At 70.2% G+C, this 16,255-nt stretch carries 14 protein-coding genes; 2 read left to right on the top strand and 12 right to left on the bottom strand.

What is annotated here, in order from left to right:
• Window positions 1-150: 150 nt before the first annotated feature.
• From BI335_RS15420 to BI335_RS15370, 11 genes are all read right to left on the bottom strand, one after another.
• A complete protein-coding gene (locus tag BI335_RS15420) occupies window positions 151-1,320 on the bottom strand; it encodes a PP2C family protein-serine/threonine phosphatase (RefSeq protein ID WP_229117787.1) in 1,170 nt (389 codons plus the stop codon).
• Entirely contained in the window at window positions 1,317-3,743 is a 2,427-nt protein-coding gene (locus BI335_RS15415; protein WP_229119622.1) for a serine/threonine-protein kinase, read from the bottom strand. Before BI335_RS15415 ends, BI335_RS15420 begins: the two co-directional genes overlap by 4 nt.
• Window positions 3,740-4,975, bottom strand: a complete 1,236-nt coding sequence (locus BI335_RS15410; protein WP_094431933.1) for a hypothetical protein — start codon at window positions 4,973-4,975, stop codon at window positions 3,740-3,742. Before BI335_RS15410 ends, BI335_RS15415 begins: the two co-directional genes overlap by 4 nt.
• Complete coding sequence (locus tag BI335_RS15405) at window positions 4,972-5,928, bottom strand: transporter substrate-binding domain-containing protein (protein WP_094431932.1); 957 nt, start codon at window positions 5,926-5,928, stop codon at window positions 4,972-4,974. The genes BI335_RS15410 and BI335_RS15405 overlap by 4 nt, the downstream gene beginning before the upstream one ends.
• Entirely contained in the window at window positions 5,928-7,268 is a 1,341-nt protein-coding gene (locus tag BI335_RS15400) for a hypothetical protein (RefSeq protein ID WP_094431930.1), read from the bottom strand. The genes BI335_RS15405 and BI335_RS15400 overlap by 1 nt, the downstream gene beginning before the upstream one ends.
• Window positions 7,265-9,004 (bottom strand): AAA family ATPase, encoded by a 1,740-nt coding sequence (locus BI335_RS15395; protein WP_094431928.1) that lies wholly within the window; start codon window positions 9,002-9,004, stop codon window positions 7,265-7,267. The genes BI335_RS15400 and BI335_RS15395 overlap by 4 nt, the downstream gene beginning before the upstream one ends.
• 17 nt (window positions 9,005-9,021) lie before the next feature.
• Complete coding sequence (locus BI335_RS15390; protein ID WP_179256160.1) at window positions 9,022-9,645, bottom strand: hypothetical protein; 624 nt, start codon at window positions 9,643-9,645, stop codon at window positions 9,022-9,024.
• A 3-nt stretch (window positions 9,646-9,648) separates the two neighbouring features.
• Complete coding sequence (locus BI335_RS15385) at window positions 9,649-10,920, bottom strand: toxic anion resistance protein (protein ID WP_229119621.1); 1,272 nt, start codon at window positions 10,918-10,920, stop codon at window positions 9,649-9,651.
• Window positions 10,921-11,020: 100 nt separating this feature from the next.
• On the bottom strand, window positions 11,021-11,665 hold the full coding sequence (locus BI335_RS15380) for a TetR/AcrR family transcriptional regulator (RefSeq protein ID WP_094431924.1): 645 nt from the start codon (window positions 11,663-11,665) through the stop codon (window positions 11,021-11,023).
• Window positions 11,666-11,685: 20 nt separating this feature from the next.
• Window positions 11,686-12,663 (bottom strand): non-homologous end-joining DNA ligase, encoded by a 978-nt coding sequence (gene ligD, locus BI335_RS15375; RefSeq protein ID WP_094431922.1) that lies wholly within the window; start codon window positions 12,661-12,663, stop codon window positions 11,686-11,688.
• 21 nt (window positions 12,664-12,684) lie between these two features.
• Window positions 12,685-13,056, bottom strand: a complete 372-nt coding sequence (locus BI335_RS15370; protein WP_094431920.1) for an ArsR/SmtB family transcription factor — start codon at window positions 13,054-13,056, stop codon at window positions 12,685-12,687.
• A 96-nt stretch (window positions 13,057-13,152) separates the two neighbouring features.
• On the opposite strand from BI335_RS15370, the gene BI335_RS15365 reads away from it, so the two are divergent.
• Together BI335_RS15365 and moeB are read left to right on the top strand one after the other, a co-directional pair.
• Window positions 13,153-14,385, top strand: coding sequence for an MFS transporter (locus BI335_RS15365; RefSeq protein WP_094431918.1), 1,233 nt, complete (start codon window positions 13,153-13,155; stop codon window positions 14,383-14,385).
• Window positions 14,386-14,389: 4 nt separating this feature from the next.
• Entirely contained in the window at window positions 14,390-15,613 is a 1,224-nt protein-coding gene (moeB, locus tag BI335_RS15360; RefSeq protein ID WP_094431916.1) for a molybdopterin-synthase adenylyltransferase MoeB, read from the top strand.
• Window positions 15,614-15,697: 84 nt separating this feature from the next.
• Here the strand turns inward: moeB and BI335_RS15355 are convergent, their stop codons facing one another.
• Complete coding sequence (locus BI335_RS15355; RefSeq protein ID WP_094355457.1) at window positions 15,698-15,907, bottom strand: cold-shock protein; 210 nt, start codon at window positions 15,905-15,907, stop codon at window positions 15,698-15,700.
• Between the last annotated feature and the right edge of the window lie 348 nt (window positions 15,908-16,255).

The raw sequence follows: 16,255 nt of genomic DNA, 5'->3' as shown, positions 1-16,255 counted from the left end.
CCAGGGACCCCGGTGGCCGGATGATGGGCTCGCGGCGCTGCGGTGCAATGTTCTTCGACGCTAGCTGAACCGTTGGTCAGGTTTCAAGCAAAGTCAACCAGCGTGAGAAAACATCGATGGACCGGTCTGGTTCTGCGAGGATGGGCCGGTTCAACCGGGCGGCAGCGCCTGGCCCCCGAAGCGGGCCAGAGCGACGGTGATGTTGTCCTTGCCGCCCTGGGCGTTCGCCCAGTCCACCAGGGCCTCGGCCAACCGGGTCGGCTCGGCATTCGCCGGATCGGTGACCAGCGCCCGGGCGACCACGGTCTCCAGCTCCTCGGGCGTGGAGGCGTAGTTCCACAGCCCGTCGGAGCAGACCAGCAACCAGCCCTCACCCGGCACCGGCAGCACCCCGCCGGTGGGTCGCAGATCGGGGGCGTCGCGGCCCAGCCACTTGGTGATCGCATGCGCCTGCGGACCGTTCTCGGCCAGCTCCCGTTCCACCCCGGCCGCGATCCGCATCTGTGCGACCGAATCGTCGACGCTCAGCTGCCGGGACTCGCCCCGGTCGGCCAACCAGTAGATCCGCGAATCACCGAGGGAGCCGTGCACGATCTCCCCGTCGGCGACGACCGCCGCGGCGAAGGTGCAGGAGGCGGTGCTGCCACCCATCGCGTTCGGATCCACCGGTTGATCGGGATCGGCGGGTTTCGCTGCGGTCGCGACGATCACCGCCTCGTTGGCGGCGCGAACCGCCTCGGCCAGGACCGCCAGCTGGGCCTGCTGCCGGGACTGCTCGGTACCGAGCCCGCTGGGCCGCTGCTGCAGCAGCAGATCCCGCGCCGTCCGGGCCGCGGCCAGCGAGGCGACATCGGAGTCGGCGGAACTGGACACCCCGTCACAGACCACCAGCACCGCCCGGTCGGGTTCGGTCTCGTCGATGGCCAGCGCCATCGCGTCCTCGTTGCGGGGATGCCGGATGCCGCGGTCGCAGACCCCGCCGACCCAGGGCGCCGGTGACTCGGACCAGTGCTCGCGCACGGTCGGTGCCTTCGTCCCACACTGCTCGCAGTAACCGTCGGCATCGATCGTGCCGCCGCACTCCCGGCACACCGCGGGCCGTTCGGGCCGGGCCGCCTCAGCGGTCCGCGCACCCGGCAGGTGCACCGAGCGGCTGTCGCGGGCCGGTTCCTCCGTCGGCTGGGGAGCGGCCGCGGTCGGCACCTGTTCCGCCCCGCAGCCTTCGCAGTAGGCCTCCCAGGGCTGGATCTGCGAACCGCAGAACGGGCAGGGCAGGGGGCCCGGGGCGGATTTGTCCAGGGTCATCGAATCCTCACTCACAGCCAGCTCCACCGTCGCATCCGGTTGGCCCGGTCGATCAGTTCCACCCGACGCTCCGGGTCGTGTCGGGCCAGCGACCGGTACGCCTCCTCCAGACCCTCGCGCAGCGACTCCTCCTGGGCCGGGTACGCACCGATCTGCACCTGCGGTTTCGGGCCCGACTGGCGCACCTCGGCGAGCGCCCGCTCCAGGATGTTCACGCTGAACTCGTCCGCGTCGCGGCCCTCCAGGCGGACACCCTCGATGGAACGCATCGCCTGATCCAGATCGCCGAGCCCGTTGCCCAGGGAGAGCAGATGCCGGGCACGCAACCGGCGCGATTCGGCGTACCCCCGGCTGGTCGCCGGGACCATGTCCAGCGCCGCGACCGCCTGCTCCAGCTCACCGCGGCGACCGCGGATCCGGGCCAGTCCGAATGCCGAGGGGGTGACGTAGTTGGCGTCGGTGGAGACGCAGGTGGCATAGAGCGCCTCGGCGACCTCCGGCTCCTCGCCGTTCTCACAGGCCATCGCCAGCGCCAGCTTGGGCGCCAGCTCTCCCGGTACCTGGCCGTAGACGGCGTTGAACGCCTGCTGTGCCTCGGCCCAGTCCTTGGCCTGCAGGGCCGCCAGGCCGGTCATCCAGACCGCCCGCCACTCCCACGGGTCGGCCTGCAGCAACAACTGGGCCTCCGACTGCACCCGACGCAGATCGCCGACCTGCAGGGCCGCCTGGCAGCGGGCCAGTCGGATCTCCGCGGATTCCTCGGGCGCCTCCTGCAGCACCAGCAACCGTTCACCGGGGTCCTCGATGTCGACGTTGCTCAACCAGCTGTGCTGCGGATCGGTGGTGTCGGGGCGGAGCCGGGGCAGTTGGTGCCAGTCGAGCTGCTCGCCGAGGAAGGTCGGTGGCTCGAAGAGCACCGAGGCGGCCGAGGTGAGTGCGGTGCCCGGGGTGCGCCGGGCGACCGTCTCGCGGAGCACGCCGAGCAGCTGCACCCGCAGCTCGTCGGCGTGCGAGAAGCGATCCGCCGGGTCCTTGGCGCAGCACTTGGCCAGCAGCCGGTAGAGCGAATCGTTCTGCTGGAACAGCGGGGTCTGCTCGACCGGCGGCAGGGTGAACTCATAGGTCGTCTGGTAGCCCTTGAACTCCGCACAGAGCACCATCAGCGTGCGGCCGATGGTGAAGATGTCGGACTCCACCGAGACCCCGGAGCGGGCCACCTCGGGGGCCTGGTAGCCGATCGTGCCGTAGATCGCTGACTCGTCGTCATCGACCCGGCGTACCCCGCCCAGGTCGATCAGCTTGATCGCATCGCCGACCTGGATGATGTTGTCGGGTTTGAAATCGCAGTAGACCAGGCCCATGTCGTGCAGGTAGGCGAACGCGGGCAGCGCCTCGATCAGATAGGCCATCGCCTGATCCGGTGGCAGCGGGTCGTATTCGCCGTTGTTCGCCACCATCCGGTCCTTCAGCAGCTGCTTCAGCGACCGGCCGCCGACATACTCCATCACGATGTAGCCGGCGCCCTCGTGGGTGACGAAGTTGTAGATCTCCACGATCAGCGGATGTTCCACCTGGGCAAGGAATTGCTGCTCGGCGATGGCTGCGGCCAGCGCGTCCGCGTCACCGGAGTTGAGCAGGCCCTTGAGCACCACCCAGCGGTTCGACACGTTGCGGTCGCGGGCCAGATAGATCCACCCCAGGCCACCGTGGGCCAGGCAGCCGGCGACCTCGTACTGGCCGGCGATCAGATCACCGGGCTGCAGTTTGGGGTCGAAGGAGAACGGATTGCGGCATTTCGCGCAGAACCCGGTGGTGCGGCCGGGCCGCCCGTCGCGGGATCGGCCGACCGGGGCACCGCAGCTGGGGCAGTTGCGGCGGCTCTCCGGGATCATCGGATTCTTCATGATCGCCGCCGACGGGTCGACCGCGGGTGCGGGCGGGACGCGGGTCAGGCCCGCGCCGATCCGGTTGCCGCGCATCCGCATCGATCCGGTTCCGGTGCGCCGGGTGGCGCGGGATCCGCTGCTGGCCGCGCGCCGCGAGCCGAGCGCGGTGGAGCCGAGCCGGGAGGAGCCGCGGGTGACCGTGGACAGGGCCGCATCGTCACCGACCGGGGCCGGGGCGACATCGGGCGGGGAGCCGCAGATGTCGCAGTAGCCGTCGCGGATCTCCCCGCCGCAGCCGGGCATCCGGCACCGGCCGGTGGCGCGGGCCGCCGGTGGCGCGCCCTTCACCGGGTTGAGCCGGCTGCTCGGCGGCGGTGAGGCCATGGTGGCCTCCTGGGCGCTGGCGGAGGCGGCCGAGGCGGGGGTCGGGCTGCGCGGCGGGGCGGCGGCCCGGCCGCTGCCGGCCGGTGCCGGGACGCTCGGCGGCATCCCGCAGACATCGCAGTAGCCGTCGCTGATCGTGCCGGTGCAACCCGGCTGGGCGCATTTCACCGGGTCGCTCCTTCGCGGTCACCGGAGAGCAGCCCTTCGCGGTCACGCGAGATCAGCCACTGCACGCCCATCTCGTAGGCCTCGACGAGTTCGGTGGCGAGCGGGATGGGGGAGGGCCGGCGCTGCAGCACATCGCTGGTGATCGCATCGATGGCGACCAGATCGCTGTCACCGGCGAAACCGGCCGCGGCCGCCTTCGCTCGCTCGGATTCCATGCGCTGCAACAGTTTCTCGCGTTCACCCAGGGCCCGGGAATAGGAGTCCTGGACGACCTGCATCGCCCGGCTCACCTGGTCCAGCCGTTGCAGGTAGGCCTCGATCTTCTCGGCGGTGTTCGGCAGTTCACCGAGTGCGGCGACGTCCGGGACGGCATACTTCGGCGCCGGTGCGACCTGCCGGACGCACTGGTCGACGAGCCGGGTGAGGGCGACCTCCCGCGATTCCAGATCGGCCCGCAGTTCGCGGGCGCGATCCACCAGCCCACGGGCGCGGCGGCGTTCCACGCCACCGACGATCAGGTCGCGTTCGAAGCGGGCGGCCTCGATCTCGGCGGGTCCGATCATGCCGCCGACATCACCACCCCGGCTGTGCTTCTCGGTCAGCTCACGGACCCGGGTGTCGAGGTCGGCGAGCTGGGCCTCGGGCGCGGCACGCAGCGCGGCCGGTTCGAGCTGCACCTGGTCGCGGATCCGCTCCAGCTGGGCGCGCAGATCCCGCAGCCGGGAGGTCAGCTCATCGGCCGCCGGGTCGAGCGCGAGCCGGGTCCGCAGCTGGGCCGCCATCGCATCGGAGAGCCGGCAGGCCTCCGGCAGTGACACCGCCAGCCCGCTCTGGGTGCTGCCGGGGGCGTGCGGCTGCCCATCGCCGGCATCCGCGCGGGCCAGCAGCGAGGGGTCGAGGGTGGCGTCCAACCGTCCCCAGACCAGGGCGGAGATCCGCTCCCGTTCGGTGGCACCGACCCGGCCGGAATCCCAGGTGGCCAGCAGCAGATCGAGCCGGTCCTTGACCGCCTTCCACAGCGCCATCGACAGCATCATGTCGCGGGTCAGCTGCGCCCGTTGCGGGGAGCGGACCACGGCGGCGTCGAGCAGGTCGAGCTCGCGGCGCCGGGCGGCGACCCAGGTGTCGAGTTCGCCGAGATAGCGGTGGATGACCTCCGCCGGCAGCGGTACGCCGATCCGCCCGGGGGCGAGCGGGGCGACCGCGGCCCGGGCCCGTTCGGTGGTGGTCACGCGGCCCTCCCGTACTGCGGCTGCGGCGGCCGGCCGTCACCGGCGTAGGGGCGGACCCACCGGTCGTAGCTGCGCTGCCACTCACCGCTGCTGACCCGCTGGGCGAGCACCGCGTTCACGAATCGGATCATGTCCCTATTCTGCTTCGGCGCCAGCACGGCGAACGAGATCGGGATCCAGGGCTCCGGGCCGACCTCGGCGTACGGGTCCTGGGCGGCCAGACCGCGGGCGATGGGCCGCGGTGCGACCAGGGAGTCGGCCTCACCGCGCTGGAACTTCATCAGGCAGTCGCTCCAGGTCCGGCCGGTGACCCTGGGCCGGCTCGGCGCCTGACTCCCGATCCAGGCGTCGATGGCCGTGCCGGCCGGTGTGCAGACGCTCCTGCGCTCGGCAGCATCGGCACTGGGCGACACCCCGGGGCGCTCGATGGCGGCATGATCGGTGCTGAGATAGGGCGCCGACACCGCGGCCCCGTTCCAGGCGGCGCAGTCCATCGCGACCTGGTCGATGACCAGATCGATCTCGCCGCCGTCGATCTGGGCGAGCGCATCGGCGGGAGTGACCACCCGCAGGTCCAGCTTGGCGCCCGGGCCGAGAATCGCCTCGGCGATGCCGCGGGCCAGATCGATCTCGAACCCGGTGATGTCGCCGGTGCGGGCGTCCCGGGAGGCCATCGTGAGGGTGTCGGAGGAGACGCCGACGATCAGCCGGCCACGGTCGGCGACCCGGCCCATCGACGAGTTGCTGGGGACCTGTCCGGCCGGTGGGAGTTCGCTCGGGTCGAAGCTCCGGCCGGGATTCGAGCACTCCTGGGTCAGGCCACCACCCCTCTGAGTGGGGGTTGGCCGATACGGCACGTCGGTGGGCCGGTACCCGGCGGAGCAGCCGGCCAGCAGCACCGCCAGTGCCACCAGCACCGGGGCCAGTGCGCGAGGACGTGGGAAGCGGGGCATCAGGCGTACTCCTTCAACCGGGTGCGTACGCCCCAGACGGCGCCGGCGATGGCCGCGAGCGCGGCCAGCATGCTGAGCACGGCGGCGGCGATCAGGCCGCCCCGCTGGTTGCGCAGACTGGTCGCGGCCCGGACCCCGGAATCGGTCATCACCTTGGTGATCTCGGTGTCGAAGCGGCCGAAGGTCATGTTCGAGCCGCTCGGCTCGCTGTTGGTCGCCAGGTCCCGGGCGTCGTCCCAACGGCCGGCGGCATCGGCGGTCCGGATCCGCAGATGGACGAACGAGTGCTGGTCCCACAACCCGGTCAGGCGTTCGCGTTCGATCGCGTCGGGGACCCGCCGCAATGCATAGCGGGTCTCCCAGGAGGCGTCCGCCCAGGACTGCTCCAGTCGACCACCGCCGGAGCGGGCGATGAGGGTGAGGTTCTCATAGACCTTGGCGTCGGAGGCCTGGGCCCGCGCGGTGGCGGCGGCCTGCGCGGTGGCCAGCGATTCACTGTTCACCGTGTGCATCGTGGTGGCGTTGTTGGTCAGTGTCATCGAAGCGGTCATCAACCCGGCCAGCACCAGCACCGTCGCCGCGACCAGTCCGGGGTTGAACAGCCGGCGGAAGCGGCTCGCGATGACCACCATGGTCAGCGCCAGGAAGCCGAGCGCGAGCAGCCCGCTGACCACGATCCAGCCCTGCGGGGCGTCTTCGGTCTGGTCGGCGACCCGCACGGAATTGCTGTTCACCAAGGAATCCAGGATCGGCAGGATGCCGGTGCGCAGTTCGGTACCGGCTTCGGTCAGGTACGCCTGGCCGACCGGGAAACCCTGCCGGTTGTTGTCGCGAGCCTGCTCCATGGTGCGTGCATAGCTGCCCATCCCGGCATTCACCCGGACCAGCGCGGTGCGGTCGGCCGGTTGCGCCTCGGCCGCTTCGACGACCAGTTGTTCGGCATTCTCCAGGGCCTGCTGGTACGCCTGCTGCTGGGACGCCTGCTCCTGGCCGCCGAGCAGGAAGGAGTTGGACAGGGTCGCGTCGGCGCGCAGCATCTCCGCCCGGATCGTCTGCACTCGCAGCAATTGGTCGGTGTTGCGGACCGCCTCGGCCATCCGGTTCTGGGCGCTCAGCAGCACCGTGCCGGCGGCGACCCCGAACAGCGTCGTGAACAGGATCACGCAGGCCAGCAGCAATCGCAGCAGCTTCGGGGTCGGCAGTGCGGCGACCTTCGCCAGCGGACCGGGCAACCGCGTCGGTGCACCACCGACCGGCAGGGCGACGTCGGGTTTCCGCGCCTGGCCGGGTGGTCGTTGCTGGGCTGCTGGTGCCTGCTGGGGTGCGGGAGCTGCGGTCACGACCTCGCCCCGGATTCCTTGCTGGGTTCGGATTCCGGCTCATCGCCGAAGTCGACGGTGCCGGGATCCTCGGCCTCGGAAACCTCCTCGGGCGCGGTCAGCGGCTGCCCGGGGGCCGGCTGCAGACCGGCCAGATCGGGGAGCTCGTCCTCCTCGTCGTCCAGCTCACCGAGGTCGTCGGGCAGCAGCTGGCGCAGCTCATCCAGCGTCGGCTCGTCCACCTCGCGCAACCGCCAGGCGTGCGCACCGACCGCCGCCTCCAGGCAGTTCCGGGCGTACCTGCCGTTGCCGAAGGTCGAGTCGCGGACCTGTTCGGCGAGCAGACCGCGGAACCGGTCGACGGTTTCGGTGGGGGCGTCGTAGTCGGCGTTCTCGACCATCCCGGTGAAGATCTCGACCAGTTCCTCATCGGTGTAGTCGTCGAAGGAGATGGTGGTCCGGAAGCGGGAGGTGAGGCCCGGGTTCTCGGCGATGAAGACCTGCATCGGCAGCGGATATCCGGCCACGATCACCACCAGATCGTCGCGGTTGTCCTCCATCTCCTTGACCAGGGTGTTGATCGCCTCGGTGCCGTACTGGTCGCCGGAGAGCGAATAGGCCTCATCGATGAACAGCACCCCGCCGATCGCCGAGTCGACGACCTCGGCGGTCTTGATCGCGGTCTGGCCGAGGTAACCGGCGACCAGCTCCGAGCGGTCCACCTCGACCAGCTGGCCCTTGCTGAGCAGCCCGAGCGCCCGGTAGATGCCGGCGACCAACCGGGCCACGGTCGTCTTGCCGGTCCCGGGATTGCCGACGAAGACCAGGTGCCGGGTCACCGTCGGGCTGGCGAGCCCTTCCTTGGCGCGCAGGCCTTCGACGCGCAGCACCGCGGCCTGCTTGTGGATCTCGTCCTTGACCCGGGCCAGGCCGGTCAGCCCGTCGAGTTCGGCGAGCAGCTCCTCCAGCGTCCTGGGCTCCGGTTCCGGTTCGGTGTCCTCGGTGGCCTCGGTAGCGGGTGCCGGCTGGGTCGGTGCGGGCTCGGTGGGCGCGGGCTCGGTCGGGGCCGGTTGTGCCGGTGCCTGACCGCCCGGCAGCCCGCCGAAGGCACCCGGGCCGAGCGGCTGGGTCGGGTCAAGGTCGAGGCTGGAGCCGAGCGGGGAGGTGGCGCGGCCCGGGAAGTCCTGCTGCTGGCGGCGGACGCTGCTCTGCAGCTGGTCCAGCACAGTGCGCAGCACCTGCGGCGCCTGCCGGGCGAACTCCTGGGCCCGGTTCGGCGGCTCGCTCGCCACCGGTGCGGCGGGTTCACCGGGCTGCGGCGGGTTGGCCGGGGTCGGGTTCGGCGTCGGGGGGTGGCCGGGCAGCGCTGCCAGCTGGGCGGCGGCGACGGCCTGGGCGTTGCCGGCGACCCGCTGGTTGGGTTCGCCCAGGTTGCAGGCGCTGGTGGCGACCTCGGCCAGCACCCGCGCGTACGCCGGGGCCTGCTTCGGCCGGGACTGGATCAGCTCGTGCAGCAGCGCGGTGGGCGCGCCGCGCCAGCGGCGACCCCGCTGGGCCATCCCCATGAACCGTTCCGCGCTGGGTGGTTCGCCGACCTGGTCGGCCCAGTCGATGAAGGCCTGCCGCCCGGCCTCGGAGACGGTCGCGGCGAGCGCCATCCCCTCCTCGCGCGCGGCGGCGGGATCGAGCCCGGCGGCGTCGGCGACGACCTCCAGCCGATCGAGGGCGTCGGCAAGACTTCCGGTTGTCTCGGACATCGGTGACTCCTCGGCGCTCAGGGCAGGTCGAGCGGATTGGCGGGCTGCTGGGGGGAGGACTGCATCGGCGGGGATTGCCGTGCTGGCTGGGATTGCGGAGCCTGGGTCGGCTGGGGCGGTTGCTGCTGGGCGGCATTCAGATCGAGTTCGCCACCGGTCGACTCGCCGCCGAAGCGGGCGGTCAGGAAGCGGCCGTGCGCGACCAGGGCCTCGGCGTCGGAACGGGCCACCGCGTCGAAGATCTTGTCCATCGTCGCGCCCAGCAGGTCGAGCTGGTCGATCAGCAGCATCAGGCTGGTCTTGCCGGCCTCGATCGGCCGCGAGTCCGCCCAGTCCCTGGGCAGCCGCAGGTACGCCCCCAGAGCCTCCGGCAGATAGTCGGTGGCGGTGGCCATCACCGCGTAACTGTCCGAGGAACCCAGCCCCACGCTGCGCATCCGCGGCAGCGTCTCGCGCACACCGGTGGAGACCCGGCGTACCCGCGCCAGCACCACCGGATTCAACTGGGCCCGGGCGGCGAGTTCCTCGGTACGGTCCAGGGCGTTGAGGATGTCGTGCTCGGTCGGCACCTTCGGCGCGGTCGTCGCACCCTCGGGCTCGAGCTTCTCGTTGACCCCGCGTACCCAGTCCAGGAAACCCATCGGCTACCGGCCCTGACCGGGCGTACCGCCCTCGAAGTCCATCGAACCCGACGCCAGCCGCTGGTCGGCCTGGGAAACCCGGTCCAGATAGGCCTTGGACTTGTCCACCTCGTGCTCCAGCACACCGATGGTCTGCGCCATCGAATCCAGCGCCTGCAGCTTGAACTGGTCGATCGAATCCATGGTGGCGTAGATGTTGGCGAAGGCGTTCTGCAGCTGCGGCAGCCCGACGCTGGCCTCGGCGGCCTGTTTCTGGATGTCGGCGGAGTTCTGCTTCAGCGCCAGCGAGGTCTGCTCGATGATGTTGCTGGTGGTGGTGTTCAACGCGGTGATCTGGTCCAGCACCAGTCGCTGATTGGTGAGCGCCTGGGAGACGATCACCGCGGTCCGCAGCGCGGACATGGTCGTGGTCGCCGCCCGGTCGACGCCCTTGATCAGCTCCAGGTTGTTCTTGATGATGATGTCGATCGCCAGATAGCTCTGGATCGAGACCGCGAGCTGGGTCAGCAGATCCTGGTGCTTCTGGCGGACATAGAAGAGCACGTCCTGGCTGAGCGCCTGCGCCTTGTCCGGATCGGCCATCTCCAGCTCGGCGATCTGCGCCGACAGCTTCGCGTCCAGGCGTTCGGCGATGTAGATGTACTGGTTCAGCCGGCCCATGGTCGCCCACAGGTTCTGCTTCTCCATGTTCAGCGCGACATTGTCCTTGGTCAGCTCGTCCTTGCCGTTCTGCAAGGAGTGCAGCAGGCCGTTGAGATGGGACTGGGCGGACTGGTACTTGCGGAAGTAGTCGACGATCTTGTCGCCCATCGGGATCATCCCGAGGAACTTGCGCACCCCGGTCGCCTGGGCCGGATCGAGGTCTTCGACGGTACGCCGCAGCTCCAGCAAGGTCTTCCCGATCGAGGAGCCCTGGGAGATGCCGCCCTCCTTGAGCGCCTTGACCGGTGCGTTCAGCAACCGGTTGGAGGTCTCGGCGGCCTTGCGGACATCGGCATCGCCCATGTTGCGGACCGCGGTGGCCTGGGCCTCCATCTCCGGCGATTTGGCCTGCGCCGAGGTGAGCGCGCCCATGAACGCCTCCACCTTCTGATCCAGCACCGGCACCTGCTCGGCCTTGACCGGTGGCGCCATCTTCGGCGCCTGGGTGGCGGTCACCGGTGCCGGCGCCGCGGGTGCTTCCAGGGTGAGCACGCTCTCCGCGCCCGCGGGCGGGGTGAGTGGCGCCGGCTGGGCGGCCGCGGCGGCGCTCGGGTCTGGTTGCATGCTGCTCATCGTGTCCCCTCGGTGGACGGGTGTTGCGGACAATCTACCGGGGCGGGGTGTTGCTTGGCCGCCGGATTCGGCACCCCCGGGAACGGGTTTCGGGGAGGGGTCAGTGTTCGGCGGTGTCGTGCTTGGGGAAGGTGCGGATGCCGCGCCAGGCCAGCGAGTAGATCAGATCCACCGCCCGCCGCACATCGACCTCGGCGCTGGCCTCGGCGGCCCAGTGCCGGGCACTGACCTGGGCCATCCCGACCAGGGACATCCCGAGCAGCTCGGCCTGCTCATCCGGCAGGCCGGTGTCGCCGGCGATCACCGCGCCGATCTCCCGGGCGATGTCCTGGTGGGCCCGCCACAGCCGTTCCTGGACCTGGGCGTCGCCGGTCAGGTCGGACTCGAACACGAAGCGGAACGACCGCCCCGAATCGGCGACGAAGTCGTAGAAGGCGCCGATGGTGCGATAGACCCGCTCGCGGTTCTCCTCGGTGGAGCGCAGCGCGGCGGTGACCCGCTCGACGAGCTGGTCGCAGGCCCGATCGACGAGCGCCAGGTAGAGGTCGAGCTTGGAGGCGAAATGCTGGTACAGCACGGGTTTGGAGACGCCCGCGGCCTCGGCGATGTCATCCATCGCGGCGCTGTGATAGCCCTTGGCGGCGAACACCGCGCCCGCCACGTCCAGCAGCTGCAGCCGCCGTTGCTTGCGGGGCAGGCGTTGTCTGGCGACCGTGCCCTGACGGGTTCCGCTGCTGTCCTGCATTCCGACATGCTACCGGCGCGTCACCGCCGGTCGGCCCTGTCCGGCAACGGCGGCGCGTCGGCCGGATCCAGCAACTCGGCGAACAGGTCACCGTGCTCGTCCACTCGTTGCAGCACCTGGGCTGGAGTGAACTGCAGGTCCTGGGGCGTACCGACCGCGGCGACCTCGTCCCACTCCAGTGGCGTGGAGACACCGGCCCAGGCGCGGCCGCGCAGCGAGTACGGCGCGATGGTGTTGCGGGCCGCCAGGTTCTGGTTGTGGTCCAGATAGACCCGGCCGGTGCGTTCGGCGACGGTGATGGTGCCGACGAAGTAGTCGGGTTCGGTACGCGCCAGCAGCGCGCCGAGCGATTGGGCGTACGCCGTCACCGCGCGGGCAGGGGCCGGTTCGATGGCCGCGTACACCTGAAGCCCTTTCGAACCGGTCGTCTTCACCAGCGGCAACAGCCCGTCGGTGGCGAGCAGCCCGCCGACGAGCTGGGCGGCATGCGCGAGCCGGTCGGCCGACAGTCCCTCGCCCGGGTCGAGATCGATCACCACGGTGTCGCTGAGCGGCTCGCTGGGGGAGTCGCCGGTGCCGCGCACGGTGATCGGCCGCTCGGCCGCGGAATCACCGTGCCACTGCGGTACATGCAGTTCCAGGGCGGCCAGATTCGCCAGATAGACCAGCGTGGCGACCTCGGTGGCGACCAGATAGTCGACGATGCCGTCGCCGGTGGAGACCGGCATCGTGCGCACCCAGTCCGGGCAGCCGTTCGGCTTGTTCTTCTCATAGAAGGTCACCGAACCCGGGGCGACGCCGTCGGGGAAACGGACCCGGGTGAGCGCCTTGTCCGCCAGGTGCGGCAGCATCACCGGCGCGATCCGCAGGTAGTAGTCGATCACCTCGCCCTTGGTCAGCCCAATCTCTGGATAGAGGACCTTCTCCAGATTGGACAGCACCAGCCGCCGGCCGTCGACCTCGGTGGTCACCTCGGTGCGTTCGCTGCGTGCAGGCATACCGGGGATGCTAGCGGCGGGTCAGTGGTCGGCGGGCCGCCAGCCCAGCACCACATCGATCAACCCGGGGAAGCGTGCGTTCAGGTCGGCCAGCCGGACCCGGCTGCGGCGTTCCAGGCCGTACTGCCGCTGGGTGATCACCCCCGCCTCGCGGAGCGCTTTGAAGTGATGGGTGAGGGTGGACTTGGGTCGGTCGAAGCCGAACCAGCCGCAGGTCTGATCGAACCCCTCGGAGCTGTGCAGCAGCCGCTGCACGATCGTCAACCGCAGCGGGTCGGCCAGCACACCCAGCACTCGTTCCAGCCGGATGTCCGCCACCGCCGGTTCCGGCAACCGATCGGGCAGGCCGTCGGGCTCGGTGTCGCTGCGATAGGTGGGGGCCAGCGTGCTCATGGCGCCAGCGTACCCAAAGTACGAACAGACTCGAACTTGTGGATCAGTTCGACTATGTTCGTACTACTACGAGTCGGATCGAACAGGAGGTCAGTGATGCGAACCGTGGAACGACACGGCCTGGGATGGTCGATCGCGGCGGCGATCGCCGTCACGTCGGTGTTCGTGCTCTCCAACGCACCGACACCGCTCTATGTGGCCTGGCAGCGCGAATGGGGGTTCTCCTCCCGCACCCTGACGGTCGTCTTCGCGTGCTACATGGCCGGGCTGGTCGGCACCCTGACCGTGGCGGGGCGACTCGCGGACCGGTACGGACGCCGGGTCGTGCTGCTGCCCGCGCTGGCCGCCGCGATCGTCTCGGCACTGCTGTTCCTCTTCGCCCAGAACGTGGTCTGGTTGCTGGTGGCTCGCCTGCTGGCCGGGATCTCGGTGGGCGGGTCGGTGACCGCGGGAATGGCCGCCGTGGTCGACCTCGCGCCGGCGGCGCGACGCCGGATCGGCGGGCTGTTCGCCTCGGTGTCGATGGTGCTGGGCGCCGGGCTCGGGCCGCTGCTGTCCGGCTCCATCGCGCGCCAGGCCGGTACGCCGCAACCATGGGTCTTCGGCCTGGTGACCGCGCTGACGGTCATCGCCTTCGGCATCGGGGTACGCCTGCCGCTCGACCGGCCGGTGGGGCCGGTGGCCACCGGTGGCCGGTTGTGGCGCTGGCCGCGGCCGCCGCGGGATCGGCGTCGGGAACTGGTCTGGGGTGCGGTCACCTTCGGCCCCGGGATCACCGCCACCTCGTTCGTGCTGTCGCTCGGGCCCTCGGTGCTGGCGGGGCCCGTCGGCGTCCGGGACCCGTTCATCGCCGGACTGATCGCCTGCGCGATGTTCCTGGTCGCCACCGGCATCCAGTTCGCGGTCGGAGGATGGTCCACCCGGACCCAGCTCGCGGTGAGCTCGATCGCGGCCGTCGCCGCGATGGTGCTGCTCGGTCTCGCGGTGACGGGGGCCGGACGGTGGCCGATGTTCCTTGCCGCCGCGCTGCTTTCCGGTGCCGCCCAGGGGCTGGGGCAGCTCGCCGGGTTGACGCTGATCGCCACCCGGATCGCCCCGGACCGGCGGGCGGAATCCAATGCGGCGTTGAACATCTCGGGCTACCTGCCCGCGGGTGCGCTGCCGGTCGCCACCGGTTATCTGGCCGATGCGGTCGGGCTGCCCGTCGCGGTGCTCGCCTTCGTGGCCGTGCTCGGGGTCTTCGCCGTCATCGCCCTGCCACTGGTCCGGATCAGCACCGGCCGCCACCTGGGTGCTGCCGAGGAGCCCTCCACGGCGCGCGTACGCTGAACGGGTGCAGACAGACCCCTTGGTGGAACCGGCGGAATCCCTGACCGCGGAGGAAATGCGGCGATATGCCCGGCACCTGACGCTGCCCGAGGTCGGGGTGGGTGGACAGCGCCGGCTGAAGAACGCCCGGGTCCTGGTGATCGGCGCCGGTGGGCTCGGCTCGCCGACCCTGCTCTATCTCGCCGCCGCCGGGGTGGGCACGATCGGGGTGGTCGACTTCGACGTGGTGGAGGAATCCAACCTGCAGCGGCAGGTGCTGCACGGCGTCGCCGATCTCGGGCGGCCCAAGGTCGACTCCGCCGCCGATGCGGTCGCTCGGCTCAACCCGCTGGTCCGCCTGATCAAGCACCCGGTGCGGATCGACACCGACAACGCCCTCGAGCTCATCGGCGGGTACGACCTGGTCATCGACGGCACCGACAACTTCGCCACTCGCTACCTGGTCAACGACGCCTGCGCCCTGCTCGGCAAGCCCTACGTCTGGGCCTCGATCCTGCGGTTCGACGGTCAGATCAGCGTCTTCTGGGCCGGCCACGGACCCTGCTACCGCTGCATCTTCCCCGATCCGCCGCCGCCGGGTGCGGTGCCCAGCTGCGCCGAGGGTGGCGTACTCGGCCTGCTCTGCGGAGCGATCGGCTCGGCCCAGGCGGCCGAGGCGGTGAAACTGCTGCTCGGTGCGGGCGACCCGCTGCTCGGCCGGTTGCAGGTGCACGACGCGCTGCGGGCCAGCTGGCAGCAACTCCCGGTGTCCGCCGATCCGGACTGCCCGCTGTGCGGTGCGAATCCGCGGATCACCACCCTGCTTGAGGATTACCAGGATTTCTGCGGCATCGGCCGCGGTACGCCGGAGGCCGGCGAAGGCGACGAGGAAGGCGATGGCATGGCGGAAGAGATCTCGGTGGAGGAACTGCGTGATCGGCTCGCCGCCCGCGAGCGCGGTGAGGACCACTTCGTGCTGGTCGACGTCCGGGAACCGGTGGAGCGGGAGATCAGCGTGATCCCCGAATCGGTGCTGATCCCCAAGGGTGCCTTCGAGGAGGACGCAGTCGATCTGGCCCGGCTCGCCGAGGCCGCCGACGGGGGAGAGGTGCTGCTCTACTGCCGCTCCGGTGCCCGCTCGGGTCAGGTGCAGCAAATCCTGCTGAGCAAGGAGATCCCGGCCCTCAACGTGACCGGTGGCGTACTCGCCTGGTCGGATCGGATCGACCCGAGCCAGCCGAAATACTGACCACGCGGGCCGACCCGGGGCCGGACATGCAAGGAGGCGGCACCCCGCAAGGTGCCGCCTCCGTGGCTGTCGACTCTGATCAGATCAGAGCGGACGAACCTTGTCCGCCTGGGGGCCCTTCGGTCCCTGGGTGGTCTCGAACTCAACCCGCTGGCCCTCATCGAGGGTGCGGAAGCCTGTGGTCTCGATCGCGCTGTAGTGCACGAAGACGTCGTCATTCGGGCCACCGCCGTCGACGGCGATGAATCCGTAGCCCTTTTCGGCGTTGAACCACTTGACGGTTCCCTGTGCCATTCTCTCTACCTTCTCCTTGAAACGTGGAGCCGCGCCATGCGACCCCGCAACTGCTGGGGCTCACCCGACGAAGCCCTGGACCCGGAAGAAAACCCGCGACACAAGTACTTCTGCAGTGGGACAAGCCTTGCACACCCTGTACCCCGCTAGCACCGTACTCACCCATCTTTGTCTACTTATCTAGGTATTATTGGGTTTTGCTCCCATCCGGAGGGTGGCATATCCCCTAGTCAGATAGTGATTCGCTGGATGAGGAGACTCTCCTTCTGCGTTGTGATGCTGGACACATCGGCCAGTCACCGGGGCACGGCAGGGTCACTGTCGGTGGGGTCTGCTTGCATGGGAGTC

It is taken from the genome of Enemella evansiae, assembly GCF_002250705.1.
GTDB classification, from domain to species: Bacteria; Actinomycetota; Actinomycetes; order Propionibacteriales; family Propionibacteriaceae; genus Enemella; species Enemella evansiae.
Note: the sequence above shows the minus strand (reverse complement) of the source record. Positions and strands in the feature narration are given on the sequence as shown.

Bases quoted from the DNA above. Each gene is read 5' to 3' on its own strand.
- ligD (WP_094431922.1), bottom strand. From the start codon at position 12,663: ATGCCTGCACGCAGCGAACGCACCGAGGTGACCACCGAGGTCGACGGC.
- BI335_RS15405 (WP_094431932.1), bottom strand. From the start codon at position 5,928: ATGCCCCGCTTCCCACGTCCTCGCGCACTGGCCCCGGTGCTGGTGGCA.
- BI335_RS15380 (WP_094431924.1), bottom strand. From the start codon at position 11,665: ATGCAGGACAGCAGCGGAACCCGTCAGGGCACGGTCGCCAGACAACGC.
- BI335_RS15365 (WP_094431918.1), top strand. From the start codon at position 13,153: ATGCGAACCGTGGAACGACACGGCCTGGGATGGTCGATCGCGGCGGCG.
- BI335_RS15385 (WP_229119621.1), bottom strand. From the start codon at position 10,920: ATGAGCAGCATGCAACCAGACCCGAGCGCCGCCGCGGCCGCCCAGCCG.
- BI335_RS15355 (WP_094355457.1), bottom strand. From the start codon at position 15,907: ATGGCACAGGGAACCGTCAAGTGGTTCAACGCCGAAAAGGGCTACGGA.
- BI335_RS15390 (WP_179256160.1), bottom strand. From the start codon at position 9,645: ATGGGTTTCCTGGACTGGGTACGCGGGGTCAACGAGAAGCTCGAGCCC.
- BI335_RS15395 (WP_094431928.1), bottom strand. From the start codon at position 9,004: ATGTCCGAGACAACCGGAAGTCTTGCCGACGCCCTCGATCGGCTGGAG.
- BI335_RS15370 (WP_094431920.1), bottom strand. From the start codon at position 13,056: ATGAGCACGCTGGCCCCCACCTATCGCAGCGACACCGAGCCCGACGGC.